The following is a 15,050-nucleotide window of genomic DNA, read 5'->3' on the forward strand; positions in this document are numbered from 1 at the left end:
CGCGGGTTTTATAAATATTTGCGTGGTAAGAAAGGAAACTGTCATGGCAGGTAAAACACTGTACGACAAATTATGGGAATCGCATGTGGTGCATGAAGAGGCTGATGGCACCTGTTTGATTTATATCGACCGTCACCTGGTCCACGAAGTGACTAGCCCGCAAGCGTTTGAAGGTCTGCGTATGGCTGGCCGCAAGCCATGGCGTAACTCCAGTATCGTGGCCAACCCTGATCACAATACGCCGACCAAAGACTGGGACAAAGGCATTGAAGACCCGATTTCCCGTCTACAAGTGGAAACGCTGGACAACAACATCAAAGAGTTTGGTGCGTTGGTGTATTTCCCTTTTAAAAACAAGGACCAAGGCATTATCCATGTGATTGGCCCCGAAAATGGCACCACTTTGCCTGGCATGACCGTGGTCTGTGGAGATAGTCATACCTCTACGCACGGTGCTTTCGGTGCGTTGGCCCACGGGATTGGTACCTCCGAAGTTGAGCATGTATTGGCAACACAAACACTTGTGGCTAAAAAATCCAAAAGCATGCTGGTACGTGTGGATGGCAAATTAGGCAAAGGCGTGACGGCGAAAGACGTGGCGCTGGCGATTATCGGTAAAATCGGTACCGCTGGTGGTACAGGTTACGCTATTGAGTTCGGTGGTGAAGTGATTCGAGGCCTGTCTATGGAAGGCCGTATGACACTGTGTAACATGGCGATTGAAGCTGGGGCTCGTGCTGGCCTGGTGGCACCTGATGAAAAAACAGCCGCTTATCTTGAAGGCCGTTTACATGCGCCTAAAGGCGATAACTGGACTAAGGCTGTCGCTTACTGGAACACGCTGAGTTCTGACGCAGATGCCACCTTTGATACCGTGGTGGTATTAAATGGCGCTGAAATTGCACCGCAAGTGACTTGGGGGACTTCACCTGAGCAAGTGTTGCCTATTGGTTCTACCGTGCCGGATCCGGCAAAGGAAGCCGATGCGACCAAGCGCACCAGCATTGAGAACGCGCTGAAATATATGGGCCTGACCGCCAATACGCCGATTGAGCAAATCCAGCTGGATAAAATCTTTATCGGTTCTTGCACCAACTCTCGTATTGAGGACTTGCGTGCCGCGGCCAGCGTCGCCAAAGGTAAAAAAGTGGCGAGCAATATTAAGCTAGCGATGGTTGTTCCCGGTTCTGGCCAGGTAAAACGCCAGGCCGAAGCTGAAGGCTTGGACAAGATTTTTATTGAGGCTGGTTTTGAATGGCGTGAGCCAGGTTGCTCCATGTGCCTGGCCATGAACTCAGACCGTTTGAGTCCCGGTGAGCGTTGCGCCTCGACCTCTAACCGTAATTTTGAAGGCCGTCAGGGCCCGGGGGGCCGTACGCACCTGGTGAGCCCGGAAATGGCTGCTGCCGCTGCGATTGCAGGTCACTTTGTGGATGTGCGTAGCGCATAAGAGGAGAACACTATGAAAGCGTTTACAACTTTAAATGGCCTGGTTTGCCCGCTGGATCGTGCCAATGTGGATACGGATGCCATTATCCCGAAACAGTTTCTGAAGTCGATCAAGCGTTCCGGCTTTGGTCCTTATCTGTTTGATGAGTGGCGCTACACCAATTATGGCGAGCCTGGCATGGATTGCAGCACACGGCCACTGAACCCGGATTTTGTGTTGAACCAGCCACGTTACCAAGGTGCGCAAGTACTGCTGGCCCGAGACAACTTTGGTTGTGGCTCTTCGCGTGAGCATGCACCTTGGGCGATTGAAGACCAAGGTTTCCGTGTCATTATTGCACCTAGCTTTGCGGATATTTTCTTTAATAACTGCTACAAAAACGGTATTTTGCCGATTGTGGCTTCTGCCGAGCAGGTAGATACCCTGTTTAAAGAATGTTTCGCCAATGAAGGCTACAAACTGAACGTGGATTTGGAAGCACAAACAGTGACCACACCATCCGGTCAGTCATTCAGTTTTGATATTACGCCTACCCGTAAGCACAACCTGCTGAATGGTTTGGATGAAATTGGCCTGACCTTGCAGCATGCAGACAAGATCAAGGCATTTGAAGAAAAGCATCAGGCGGCGCAACCCTGGTTGTTCGCATAAATGAATAAGGCTGCCTTCATTAAGAGAGTGGCTGTCAAAAAATAAGGAATTTTAAAATGGCATTAAATATTGCTGTATTGCCTGGTGATGGCATTGGCCCTGAAATTATTGCGCAAGCGTTGCGCGTACTGGAAGTCTTGAAAAAAGAAGGTTTGGACATGACCTTCACCGAAGCGCCTCTTGGCGGCCAGGCTTATGACCAGTTCGGTCATCCATACCCAGAGTTCACACAGGAAATCTGTCGCAAAGCCGACGCCGTATTACTGGGCGCAGTCGGTGGCCCACAATACGACAACTTGGATCGTCCTTTGCGCCCTGAGCGTGGCTTGCTTGCTATCCGTAAGGATTTAGGTTTGTTTGCTAACCTGCGTCCTGCGGTACTGTTCCCTGAACTGGCGAATGCCTCTACGCTTAAACCAGAAGTGGTTGCTGGCCTGGATATCATGATCGTGCGTGAACTGACTGGTGACGTTTACTTTGGCCAGCCACGTGGCATGCGTACCAACGAGCAGGGTGTGCGTGAAGGTTTCAATACCATGATTTACAGCGAGCCAGAAGTTCGCCGTATTGCGCACGTGGCTTTTGACATTGCCATGAAACGTGGCAAGAAATTGTGTTCTGTGGACAAAGCCAATGTGCTGGAAACCACCGAGTTCTGGAAAGAAATCGTCATTGATGTGGCGAAAGAGTATCCGGAAGTGGAACTGAGCCATATGTACGTTGATAACGCGGCTATGCAGCTGATCCGTAATCCTAAGCAGTTTGACGTCATGGTGACCGGTAACATTTTTGGTGACATCTTGTCTGATGAAGCTTCAATGCTGACCGGTTCTATCGGTATGCTGGCTTCTGCATCACTGAATGAAAGCAAAAAAGGTCTATATGAGCCATCACATGGTTCAGCACCGGATATCGCAGGTAAAAACCTGGCTAACCCGATTGCGACCATTTTGTCTGCGGCCATGATGCTGCGTTACAGCTTTGATAACGAGGCTGCTGCGACACGTATTGAAAATGCAGTGAAGAAAGTACTGGCTGCTGGCTACCGCACCGGTGATATCTACGAAGAAGGCACTAAACGTGTGTCATGCTCCGAGATGGGTGACCAGATCGTTGCAGCCATGTAAAAACTGGCTGTGTGAGCGAATTGCTGCGTGGGTGGCACTCGAAATCCTCATGTACTCAATGTACACTCCGGTTTCTGCATTCCGTGCGCCTTGCACTTCATCCGCTCGCTCACTTTTAAGATATAGTCGTAACTTGTATTCATTAGGAATTAAAAATGGCGCAATTTGATAACGTCAGTGTAAAAAAGAAAGCCAACGTCTATTTTGATGGCAAATGTGTCAGCCACACCGTGTTGTTCCCGAATGGCACGCGCTGTACCGTGGGTGTGATTTTCCCAAGCACGCTGACTTTTAATACCGGCTCACCTGAGTTGATGGAAATAAATGACGGTGTGTGCAAGGTTCGTCAAAAAGGCGAAGAGAACTGGACTACTTATAAAGGCGGTGAGAAGTTCACGGTGCCAGGTAACTCCAGTTTTGATATAGAAGTGATCGAGACCGTAGACTACGTCTGCCACTTCGAATAATTGTGAATGCTCGACAGGACTGCGTTGTGAGCGCTTGCCGTACTGAGTGTACTGTCTGCGCGCTCACGCCTTGTCCTGTCATCGCTTGTGAGGATTAAATATGCCAAGCTTTGATATTACGTCTGAAGTCGATATGGTTAATTTGAAAAACTCGATAGATGCGTCTGTGAAGCAGATCACCAATCGTTATGATTTCAAAGGCACGTCGGCCAAGGTTGAGTTCAACGAAAAAGACAAAGTGATTACCCTATTTGGGGATAATGACTTTCAGCTTGACCAGGTAAAAGACATTTTGTTACCAGCCATGGAGAAAAAAGAGCCGGAATCCTCCAAGCGGCTGGAACACAAAGATGTGCAGAAGGTCTCTGGTAACAAGGTCAAGCAGGATTTGCGTGTGCGTGACGGGATCGATAGTGACCTGGCAAAAAAGATCACTAAACTGATTAAAGATAGTGGCATGAAAGTGCAAGCGACGATTCAGGGGGATACCGTGCGGGTAAACGGTGCCAAACGTGACGTATTGCAAGAGGCGATTGCGTTTGTGAAAAAAAATATCACTGATTTCCCTTTAAAATTTGGTAACTTTAGAGATTAACTTGGGAGAAAATAGATGACAAAATGGATGACAAAATGGATGACATTGGTGTTGGCTGTGTTGGTATTGGCTGGTTGCAATACGATCAATGGCATGGGCAAGGATATAGAGCAGGCGGGTGAAGCTGTTCAAAAATCTTCCAAATAATCACTGTAATGCCGGGTTGTCCGGCTGAAATATCGAGTCACTATGTTAAAAGTAGGGTTTGTAGGCTGGCGTGGCATGGTTGGATCCGTGCTAATGCAGCGCATGATGCAGGAAAACGATTTTGCGGATATTGAACCGCAATTCTTTACGACCTCACAAACGGGAGGGGCTGCGCCTAAAGTTGGAAAAGATACTCCTGCGCTGAAAGATGCCAAGGATATTGATGCTTTGCGCCAGATGGATGTGATTGTGACCTGCCAGGGTGGCGATTACACGAGTGACGTCTTCCCACAATTGCGCGCAACCGGCTGGAGCGGCCACTGGATTGACGCGGCCTCTACCTTACGCATGGAAAAAGACTCCGTGATCATTTTAGACCCGGTGAACATGCATGTGATTAAAGATGCATTGTCCAATGGCGGCAAAAACTGGATCGGCGGCAACTGTACCGTCTCACTTATGTTGATGGCGCTGAATGGCCTGTTTAAGGCTGACCTGGTCGAGTGGGCCACTTCCATGACCTACCAGGCGGCTTCAGGCGCAGGCGCGCAGAATATGCGTGAACTGATTAGCCAGATGGGCGTAGTGAATGCCTCCGTGGCTGATTTGCTGGCGGATCCAGCTTCTGCCATTTTGCAGATCGATAAAACAGTGGCGGATACCATCCGTAGCGAAGAGTTGCCTAAATCTAACTTTGGTGTGCCATTGGCGGGCAGTCTGATCCCATGGATCGACAAGGACTTAGGGAATGGTCAAAGTAAAGAAGAATGGAAGGGCGGCGTAGAGACCAATAAGATTTTAGGTCGTGAAGCGAACCCGATTGTGATTGACGGTTTGTGTGTACGTATCGGCGCCATGCGTTGCCATTCACAAGCGTTGACTATCAAGCTGCGCAAGGATGTGCCGCTGGATGAAATCAATCAGATGCTGGCTGAAGCGAACGACTGGGCTAAAGTCATTCCCAATGAGCGTGAGGTCAGTATGCGGGAACTCACCCCGGCAGCGATTACCGGCAGTCTGGCGACGCCAGTAGGGCGTTTGCGCAAACTGGCGATGGGTGGTGAATACTTGTCGGCATTTACCGTAGGTGACCAGTTGTTATGGGGCGCTGCCGAACCTTTGCGCAGAATGTTGAGGATTCTGGTCGAATCTTAAGTAATTGTTTAAGTAGCAGCCCGTAAAGCTATGATTTATCAATAAAATCATGGTCTTTTCGGGCTTTTGCTTTTGGTGCAATCCTGTTTAATGGTTATTGTAGCCTCAAATCCTGTATTTATTGCTCTCAAGCCGCCTGGGTGCGCTTGCGTGGCTGGGTGAATGATGCTATTTTGACAAACGCCATGAATTACTAAGGGTTAATCGGTGAGTAAATTTCAATTAAAAAAAATAGCCTTTGCCTTGAGTTTGAGTACAGCCTTTTCGGTGCACGCAGCCGGTTTAGGAACCATGATTTCCAGCTCAAAACTTGGGGAACCGCTGAATGCGGAAATTGAGCTATTGGCGGTGACGCCTAATGAACTGAATAGTATTCAGGCAGCGTTAGCCAGTGAACAGGTCTACCAGGACCAGATGCTGGAAAAACCGGCTTCTTACCCATTTATCAAGATTGAAGTTGGCAATAACACCAAAGGTCAGCCTGTACTCAAATTAAGCAGTACGCAGCCGATTACCGAAGCTTTTCTTGATATGTTGATCCAGGTCGATTGGCCGACAGGTCGTCTGGTCAAAGAGTATACGCTTTTGCTTGATCCCCCAGGCTTTAACTCCAATTATGTTTCCGAATCGGCTGGCTTGCCAATTACCAGCCAGCAAGCACCATCCCCCAGTTCGACTCAACCTGCTACTACGCCAGCCACCGAAACGGCGCCAAGCGAGCCTGCTGCAATTGAGCCGAAAAAATCGGCAAAGTCAGTCAAGCCAAAGGCCATACCTAAAGAAACCCCTGAAACCACTGAGACACCCTCGGATTCAGTGACTACAGAACGTGGCGATACCTTATATGCAATTGCCCGGCAGATGAAACCTGACAATATCAGCACGGAGCAAATGCTGGCTGCTCTGTATCAATCCAACCAACAGGCATTTGATGGCAAGAACATGAACCGCCTAAAAGTTGGGAAGATTATTCGGATGCCCGACCAGGCCACTCTGGAAAGTATCAGCCGACCGCAAGCCAGGAACGTAGTTGCTGAACACACGACGAACTGGCTAGCTTACAAAAACACATTGGCTAAAGTGGTCAAAGAGTCTGAGCCAAGCAACATGGGGGGGAATGCCCAGCAATCGGCTGGCAAGATCGGCAGTGCAGGTGACAAGCCAGCCTCGCAAGCCAACGCTGGCAAAGATGTATTGAAGTTGTCTGCGGGAGATGAAAAATCGACCTCACAGGCAGATAAGGCAGCTAGCAAAGCAACCGCCGCGCAGGAAGAGGCGATTGCCAAGGAAAATGCCATTAAAGAAGAGCAATCGCGTGCTGCGGCGCTAGAGAAGCAAGTTGCAGACATGAAGAAGCTCATGGAAATGAAAAATAATGCCATGGCGCAAGCTGAGAAAAATGCTGCGCAGGCGACCGAATCCCAAACTGGGGTAAAAACAGAGCCTGCAACACAGGAAAAACCTGCGGAGCAAGCTCAAACGGCACCAGCTCCAGAAGCACAGGATAAGCTTGCTGCTGAGCAGCAGCCAGCCAAGGCTGAGCCACCAGTACCGGCACCCTTTGCGGAGGAGGCAGGTCAACCGCCTTCATTTATGCATGTGTTGCTGGAGCGTCTGAAAAACATAAGCCCGGTATTGCCCTGGGCTTTGATCGCATTGCCAATATTGCTGTGTGTCTGGGCCTTGATCAGGATACGCCGTAAAAAACAGATTGATACGTTTGAAGACGTGATTGTGACATCGCCAGCAACCGAGATGCAAAATAACACCGTATTTGGTGATACACAGGCTGCTGCTTCCGGTGATACTTCCTTCCTGACCGACTTCTCGCAAAGTGGCGTGGGTGGCATGATAGATTCGCATGATGTAGACCCGATTGCAGAAGCTGAAGTCTACATGGCCTATGGCCGCGACGCGCAGGCCGAGGAAATCCTTAAGGATGCGATCCAGAAAGATCCAGAGCGACAGGAGCTCAAGTTGAAATTGCTTGAGATTTATCAGGCGACTGGCAATAAAGTCGCTTTTGAATCATTGGCCAGTGAGATTTATGCCAAAATAGGCCCGGCAGATGCTACCTGGTCCAAAGTGACCGCCATGGGCCAGAAAGTGGACCCGGAGAATCCACTGTATGGTACGGTTTCCGCAGACGACGCTAGTGCGCAATTAGTACAGCCTGCTGTGATTGCAGCCGATGAAGCGCAAGCTGAAGAAGAGGGATATAACTTCAACTTTGAGGCGCCAGCACTGGAGTTTGATGAGGCTTCGCAAGCCGTCGCTGCTGCCAGCGCATCTGAGGAACAAGCCTCTGATGAACGCAAGGAGAGTGTCACCGCACAAAATGAGACGAATGAAGTCCCTGGTTTGCAACCTGAAACTGAGACCACGAATGCATTCCAGGTTGAGCCATCGATTGATTTTGCCGATACACAGCCTGATGAGGCACAGCGCGAGCTAGCATCATTTGCGGCTGAAGTTGGAGCAGAGCCGGAAGCTGAAGAACCTCTCCGTTTTGAGGTTGAGCCTTCTGCCCAAACCGCTTTGAATGACGATGTCTCCATGGATGCTGATGTAGCGTTAACACCTAAATCACTGGACTTGCCTTCATTGAACCTCGAGGATGATATCAGTGTGGCTGAAACGGGCGCCAACAAGCCATTACAAATGGGCAGTGGAGAACAAGCACTCTCGACTGAAGATGCTGTTTTTGAGTCTTTGCCAGAGTTGTCACTAGAGCTGGGTGGTCCAAACGATACAACGAAGCAGGCGCCTGATGATGACGTATTGGATATTGATGAGATCAATCTGGCATCTCCAGTCGAGTCTTTAAACGAAGTCGCGACACCTGCAACGACTTCAGACGAAGTTGCATTCCCCGAGATTTCTCTCGATGTCGCAGATACCACTGCTACAAGTTTAGATACGCCGGAAGATGAGCCGGAAGAAGTGAATACCAAGCTGGACTTGATCCAGGCATACATAGATATGGAAGATGCCATCGGTGCCAAGGAGTTGATTGAGGAGGTGCTGGCCGAAGGCGGCGAGCGTCAGCGACAGCGCGCCAACGAGTTGCTCTCTAAAATTGCGTAAAACAAGGCCGGGATTTCCGGCCTTGTTTTTTTAACTGTTGCATTAGGTGTTATTGCATGCAGCATTTATACTAGGCGCCATGAAAATTGCGATTGGCATTGAATATCATGGCGCCTATTTTCAAGGGTGGCAAAGCCAGCCGAATGCCGCAGGTGTTCAGGATGCCCTGGAAAGGGCGATAGCGCAGGTGGGGGGCGAACCTGTGCGATTACATGCTGCCGGACGGACCGATACTGGCGTACATGCATTGATGCAAGTGGCACATTTTGAAACTTCCGTGGTCAGACCATTAAGCGCCTGGATACGCGGCACAAATGCCCATTTGCCCGCATGGGTACGGGTATTGTGGGCAAATGAGGTGGCGGATGATTTCCATGCCCGCTTTAGTGCACGCGCCCGCAGCTATCAATATATATTGTTTAACCATCCAGTTGCCCCCGCTAGCCAGCACGGCCGTGTAGGTTGGTATCATAGACCGCTTAATACTGACGTGATGCAGCAAGCCATTCAGTTACTGGTAGGTGAACATGATTTCAGCGCTTTTCGCGCCAGCGAGTGCCAGGCAAGCAGTCCGGTACGTACTATGCAGCGGGCGGAGGTTATCCGGCACGGCAAGTGCTTCATTTTCAGTTTTCGGGCAAATGCGTTTTTGCAGCACCAGATTCGCAATATGGTGGGCGCGTTGGTATATGTCGGACAGGGCAAGCTGAGTGCGAGAGGGTTTGCTGAGTTGCTTGAGCATAAGGACAGGCGGCTTTCCCCCCCCACATTCATGCCCGATGGTTTGTATTTCACTGGTGTCGATTATGATGCCTGCTGGCAATTGCCTCATTGCGAGGCGCGCTGGGATGAGGGAAATTAGGACATTTGATGACAAGAACCAGGGTTAAAATTTGTGGTATCACACGTCAGCAGGATGCATTAGAAGCGATTAGTGCAGGCGCAGATGCGCTAGGATTTGTGTTTTATGCCCCTAGCCCACGTGCTGTCCTGCCCGCTGAGGTGCAGGCGATCACGGCGATGTTGCCGCCATTCGTCAGCAAAGTCGGTTTGTTTGTGAATGCATCAGCCAGCGAAGTGCGTGAGGCGATTGTGACCGCAGGCCTGGATTGTTTGCAGTTTCACGGCGATGAATCTGCGGACTATTGCGCGCAATTTAATCTGCCATATTACAAAGCAATCCGCGTCAAACCAGAGGTAAATTTGATACAATGCGAGCTTGATTTTGCATCGGCGACTGCATTGTTGCTGGATACCTATTCAGAAAAAGCGGTAGGTGGAACAGGCGAGGCCTTTGACTGGTCGGTGATTCCTGCTGGCATGCAAAAGCCGCTGGTTCTGGCGGGTGGTTTGAATCCTGACAATGTGACCCAAGCCATGCATCAGGTACATCCTTATGCTTTGGATGTCAGTGGCGGTGTTGAAGTAGAAAAGGGAATAAAATCCGCACAAAAAATAGCTGCATTCATGCAGCAGGTGATGCAGTGTGATGCTGCACGTAATGGGTGGTTAGAGTAACAAACGAGAGACGGAGTAAAGCATGAAAGTCTATGACATGCCTGATGAGCGCGGCCACTTTGGACCTTTTGGTGGCGTTTTTGTTGCAGAAACCTTGGTAGAGGCCTTGGAAGAACTGCGCGTGATGTATGAAAAATATCGTCATGACCCTGAATTCCTGGCAGAATTTGCTTACGACCTCAAGCATTTTGTTGGTCGCCCCAGCCCGATTTACCATGCCAAGCGTCTTTCCGAAAAGGTGGGTGGCGCGCAAATTTATCTTAAGCGCGAAGATTTAAACCACACCGGTGCGCATAAAATCAATAATACAATCGGCCAGGCTTTGTTGGCCAAGCGCATGGGCAAGCCTCGCGTCATCGCCGAAACCGGTGCCGGACAGCATGGCGTGGCAACGGCCACGATTGCTGCGCGTTTAGGCTTGGAATGTGTTGTCTATATGGGTGCCGAAGATGTCAAACGCCAGGCACCGAACGTCTTTCGCATGAAGCTGCTGGGGGCCACGGTAGTCCCCGTCGAAAGTGGTTCCAAAACCCTGAAAGATGCATTGAATGAAGCCATGCGTGACTGGGTCACCAATATCTCCAATACTTTCTATATTATCGGTACTGTGGCAGGCCCTCATCCCTACCCGATGATGGTGCGTGATTTTCAGGCGGTGATTGGTATTGAAGCCAAAGAGCAAATGCAGGAAATGATAGGCCGACAGCCAGATGCCGTGGTGGCCTGTGTTGGCGGTGGTTCCAATGCAATGGGCATTTTCTATCCTTACATTGATGTGGAAGGTGTACGCCTGATAGGTGTGGAGGCTGGCGGACATGGTCTGCACACAGGCCAGCATGCGGCGCCACTGACCGCAAATAGCCCGATTGGTGTGTTGCATGGTAACCGTACTTACCTCATGCAGGACGAAGATGGCAATATCATCGAGACGCATTCGATTTCTGCAGGTCTCGATTATCCGGGTGTAGGTCCTGAGCATGCCTGGTTAAAAGATATCAAGCGTGCTGAATATGTGGCCATTACCGACGATGAGGCCATGGCGGCCTTTCATAATCTGTGCCGTACTGAAGGCATTATTCCTGCCATGGAAACCAGTCATGCTCTAGCACATGCCGAGAAAATGGCAAAAACCATGTCCCCAGACCAGGTCGTTCTGGTGAACCTGTCTGGCCGTGGTGACAAAGACATTAATACGGTGGCACGCCTGGCTAACATTACACTGTGACACTTTTGCGCCTGCCGATCTCAGGGGTGAGTTCATCGTTCGGCAGGATAGCAAAACACGTCATTATTTGAGTTCATTAAAAAAATATTCTTATGTCACGCATTCAATCTGTATTTTCCGCACTCAAAGCGCAAGGCAAAAAGGCGCTGATTCCGTATATCACGGCAGGTGATCCGCATCCTGACCAAACAGTCACGCTGATGCATACGTTGGTAAGTTCCGGGGCAGACATGATTGAGCTTGGCGTCCCGTTTTCTGACCCGATGGCCGACGGTCCTGTTATCCAGCGCGCCAGCGAGCGCGCCCTAGTGCACAAAATGGGGCTGCGTAAGGTACTGGAAATGGTGAAAACCTTTCGTGAAACCAATCAAGCGACGCCGATTGTGCTGATGGGCTATGCAAATCCGATTGAAGCCATGGGGAGTGCGAAATTCGTCGCATTGGCTAAAGAGGCAGGTGTCGATGGCGTACTGACGGTGGATTATCCACCAGAAGAGTGCGAAGCATTTAATCGCGAGCTTGCCGATGCGGGGATGGATAGTATTTTCCTGTTGTCGCCTACGACAGAACCATCGCGTACGGAGTTGATTGTGAAGCAGGCGACGGGCTTTCTTTACTATGTTTCCCTCAAGGGCGTGACGGGTGCTGCAAACCTGGATATTACTGAAGTTAAAAAGCGTGTCGCAGAGATTCGCAAGCAAACCACGCTGCCAATCGGGGTTGGTTTTGGAGTTAAAGATGCTGCGACTGCCCGTGAAGTGGCTGCGATAGCTGACGCGGTAGTGGTTGGTAGCCGTATGGTGCTGGCGATTGAGGGGTCGGATGCAAATAATCTGATCAGTAATGTGCAGACATTAATGAAGGAATTGCGTACTGCGATTGATTCCGTATAGGCCGCCAAGAGCGAAGCTATACCTCATCGCAATATTTAAGCAGGAGAGATTATGAGTTGGTTAGACAAGATTCCACAAAAGATTAAACGCGCCGTTGGCTCCGTGCAGAAGCGCAATGTGCCTGAGGGGCTGTGGCATAAATGCGATGCTTGCCAGACGGTTCTTTACCGGACAGATCTGGATGCCAACCTGGAAGTGTGTCCTCAATGTGGACACCATCATCGGCTGGGGGCGCGTGACCGTCTCAATGTACTGCTTGATGCAGAAGGGCGTGTTGAGATTGGGGCCGATGTCACCCCAGTGGATGCGTTGAAGTTCAAGGATAGTAAAACTTATGCTGAGCGTATGAAAGCTGCACAGCGTGATGTAAAAGAAAAAGATGCACTGATTGTCATGCGCGGTACGATAGAAAGCGTGCCCGTGGTCGCCGCGGTGTTTGAATTCAAGTTCATGGGTGGCTCCATGGGATCTGTAGTCGGTGAGCGTTTTGTGCGTGGCGTGCAGGCGGCGATCGATAATAAATGTGCATTTATCTGTATTTCTGCCAGTGGCGGTGCGCGTATGCAGGAGGGGCTTTTGTCATTGATGCAAATGGCTAAAACCAGTGCGGCTTTGACCAAGTTATCTGAGGCCGGACTGCCTTATGTCTCCGTCCTGACTGACCCGACCATGGGAGGTGTGTCCGCCAGCTTTGCCATGCTTGGCGATGTGATTGTGGCTGAGCCGAATGCGCTGATTGGTTTTGCCGGACCGCGCGTGATTGAGCAGACTGTTCGCGAGACCTTGCCGGAAGGTTTCCAGCGCGCAGAGTTCCTGCTGACGCACGGCGCCATTGATATGATCATAGACCGCCGTGAAATGCGTGCAAAACTGAGTCAGTTATTGTCCAGCTTGTTGAATCTGACCAAAGCTGCCTGATGCCACCTGTGATACCCGAGCTGCCAAAAACCGTTGAAGACTGGCTCGGTTACATCGAATCGCTACATCCCAAATCCATTGAAATGGGTTTGGGCCGTGTACAAACTGTCGCAAACCGCTTGCAACTGAAATTTCCCTTTACCGTCATTACTGTCGGGGGGACCAATGGTAAAGGATCGACCTGTGCCATGCTTGAGCGTATTTACACTTTGTCCGGGTACCGCGTTGGCTGTTACACCTCCCCGCATCTGCTGCATTATCAGGAGCGCGTGCGCTTCAATGGCGAAGAAATCGCCGATGGGCAATTATGTGACGCGTTTGCCGCGGTAGAGCAAGCGCGTGCTGATATTACGCTGACTTATTTTGAAATGGGCACCTTGGCCGCATTGTGGGCTTTTGAACAAGCACCTCTCGATGTCGTAGTGCTCGAAGTTGGTTTGGGTGGACGTCTGGATGCGGTAAATATCGTCGATGCGGATTGTGCCATCGTGACCAATGTCGACCTGGATCATATGGAGTTCCTTGGCGATACGCGTGAATTGATCGGTCATGAAAAAGCAGGCATCTATCGCCAGCAGCAGATAGCCATTTGCGGTGATGCCAATCCTCCCGCTTCTTTGTTGCTGTATGCCAGCTCACTGGGGGTAACATTGAATCGCTTTGGAATCGATTACCAGATTGATATCAGTGATACGCAAAAAGCCCACTATCGTGATGCGCAGGGTCAACTGGATATCGGCAGCTTAAGTTTGTTTGGCCGATATCAATGGAACAATGCCGCCAATGTGATGTTTGCCGTGCGCTCGCTCCATGACAGATTGCCCGTGGCAGAAGCGCAGCTATTACAGGCGTTGACTGGGACGGAGGTGACCGGCAGGTTCCAGTATTGGCACCGCTCACCTGATGTGATTCTGGATGTGGCGCATAACCCCCATGCTGCCCGTGCCTTGCGCGATAATTTGCAGCGCCTCAGCGTAGAAGGTGGAAAAGTGATTGCCGTATTTTCCATGCTGTCTGACAAAGATATCGCCAGCGTGGTAGATATTTTGCATGATGTGATCGATGAGTGGCATGTTGCACCTATACAGCATCCTCGCGCCGCCAGCATAGACTTCCTGCAAACCTGTTTAACCCCATATGTTTCTCCCCAACATATTTACCCGTATGCTGATTTGGCCGCTGCATTACAGTCCGCTTATAAAAAGGCTGCAAAAAATGATAAAATTATTGTGTTCGGTTCATTCTTTACGGTGGCCGCGATACTGGAATTAACGCCTGATCAGTGGGCCTTGTAAAGGCTGTCCTGTTTGCGCATTGACCTGAGTGAGAACTTCAAAACATTATGGCTAGAGATGCTGTGACCGACAATGAACTGTTGCTCAAAAAAACCGCTCGCAGGCGGTTGGTAGGGGCGATTACCCTGGTGGTCCTGATGTTGATTATCCTGCCTTTTGTGCTTAAGGACAGAGTGGTCGAATCCAGTCACGACAATGTTGAAATCACGGTTGTTAACCGCCAGGCTAATCGTGAACCCATCCTTGAGTTACCCGATGATGAGGTGGTCATCGATAACGAAATAGCCCCTGTTGCCAATAAGCCAACTCCCGCACAAGCGGCAGAGGTGCCGGAAGCACGTATCGAAGAACCCTCAGCACCTGCAAACACGACAACTCCTGAGCCAAAACTCGCAAAAACGGAGACGCCCAAGCCAGTAGCGGCACCAGAGCAACCAGCCCCACCCAAGGCTGTAATTGTTGAACCCAAAGTTGAACCCAAAGTTGAACCCAAAGTTGAACCCAAAGTTGAACCCAAAGTTG

Annotated in this window: 14 protein-coding genes and 1 pseudogene; all 15 read left to right on the forward strand. The window is 50.2% G+C overall.

Annotated features, from left to right (window positions below):
- The first annotated feature begins 43 nt into the window (after positions 1-43).
- Positions 44-1,450, forward strand: a complete 1,407-nt coding sequence (gene leuC / locus F463_RS0100765; protein ID WP_018985123.1) for a 3-isopropylmalate dehydratase large subunit — start codon at positions 44-46, stop codon at positions 1,448-1,450.
- Between the two features lie 12 nt (positions 1,451-1,462).
- On the forward strand, positions 1,463-2,101 hold the full coding sequence (gene leuD / locus F463_RS0100770; protein ID WP_018985124.1) for a 3-isopropylmalate dehydratase small subunit: 639 nt from the start codon (positions 1,463-1,465) through the stop codon (positions 2,099-2,101).
- A 56-nt stretch (positions 2,102-2,157) separates the two neighbouring features.
- Positions 2,158-3,228 carry a 3-isopropylmalate dehydrogenase gene (leuB, locus tag F463_RS0100775; RefSeq protein ID WP_018985125.1) on the forward strand — a complete coding sequence of 357 codons (1,071 nt, stop codon included), beginning with the start codon at positions 2,158-2,160 and terminating at the stop codon, positions 3,226-3,228.
- 155 nt (positions 3,229-3,383) lie between these two features.
- Positions 3,384-3,695, forward strand: a complete 312-nt coding sequence (ppnP, locus tag F463_RS0100780; RefSeq protein WP_018985126.1) for a pyrimidine/purine nucleoside phosphorylase — start codon at positions 3,384-3,386, stop codon at positions 3,693-3,695.
- Between the two features lie 100 nt (positions 3,696-3,795).
- A complete protein-coding gene (locus tag F463_RS0100785; protein WP_018985127.1) occupies positions 3,796-4,290 on the forward strand; it encodes a YajQ family cyclic di-GMP-binding protein in 495 nt (164 codons plus the stop codon).
- A gap of 15 nt (positions 4,291-4,305) precedes the next feature.
- On the forward strand, positions 4,306-4,437 hold the full coding sequence (locus F463_RS0100790; RefSeq protein ID WP_245545091.1) for an entericidin A/B family lipoprotein: 132 nt from the start codon (positions 4,306-4,308) through the stop codon (positions 4,435-4,437).
- Between the two features lie 42 nt (positions 4,438-4,479).
- Positions 4,480-5,592 (forward strand): aspartate-semialdehyde dehydrogenase, encoded by a 1,113-nt coding sequence (asd, locus tag F463_RS0100795; protein WP_018985129.1) that lies wholly within the window; start codon positions 4,480-4,482, stop codon positions 5,590-5,592.
- A gap of 267 nt (positions 5,593-5,859) precedes the next feature.
- Entirely contained in the window at positions 5,860-8,679 is a 2,820-nt protein-coding gene (locus tag F463_RS0100800; protein WP_483819022.1) for a motility hub landmark protein FimV, read from the forward strand.
- 79 nt (positions 8,680-8,758) lie between these two features.
- The gene (gene truA, locus F463_RS0100805; RefSeq protein ID WP_018985131.1) at positions 8,759-9,541 is read left to right on the forward strand and encodes a tRNA pseudouridine(38-40) synthase TruA; all 783 of its coding nucleotides are present in this window, start codon (positions 8,759-8,761) and stop codon (positions 9,539-9,541) included.
- Positions 9,542-9,549: 8 nt separating this feature from the next.
- Positions 9,550-10,197 (forward strand): phosphoribosylanthranilate isomerase, encoded by a 648-nt coding sequence (locus F463_RS0100810; RefSeq protein ID WP_018985132.1) that lies wholly within the window; start codon positions 9,550-9,552, stop codon positions 10,195-10,197.
- A 22-nt stretch (positions 10,198-10,219) separates the two neighbouring features.
- The gene (gene trpB, locus F463_RS0100815; RefSeq protein ID WP_018985133.1) at positions 10,220-11,422 is read left to right on the forward strand and encodes a tryptophan synthase subunit beta; all 1,203 of its coding nucleotides are present in this window, start codon (positions 10,220-10,222) and stop codon (positions 11,420-11,422) included.
- Positions 11,423-11,514: 92 nt separating this feature from the next.
- Positions 11,515-12,315, forward strand: a complete 801-nt coding sequence (trpA, locus tag F463_RS0100820) for a tryptophan synthase subunit alpha (protein ID WP_018985134.1) — start codon at positions 11,515-11,517, stop codon at positions 12,313-12,315.
- Positions 12,316-12,366: 51 nt separating this feature from the next.
- Positions 12,367-13,233 (forward strand): acetyl-CoA carboxylase, carboxyltransferase subunit beta, encoded by an 867-nt coding sequence (accD, locus tag F463_RS0100825; RefSeq protein ID WP_018985135.1) that lies wholly within the window; start codon positions 12,367-12,369, stop codon positions 13,231-13,233.
- A complete protein-coding gene (gene folC / locus F463_RS0100830) occupies positions 13,233-14,528 on the forward strand; it encodes a bifunctional tetrahydrofolate synthase/dihydrofolate synthase (protein WP_018985136.1) in 1,296 nt (431 codons plus the stop codon). The genes accD and folC overlap by 1 nt, the downstream gene beginning before the upstream one ends.
- Before the next feature lie 47 nt (positions 14,529-14,575).
- Positions 14,576-15,050, forward strand: a pseudogene (locus F463_RS15005) (SPOR domain-containing protein); the annotation flags it as partial.

The organism is Methylophilus methylotrophus DSM 46235 = ATCC 53528 (genome assembly GCF_000378225.1).
GTDB lineage: Bacteria > Pseudomonadota > Gammaproteobacteria > Burkholderiales > Methylophilaceae > Methylophilus > Methylophilus methylotrophus.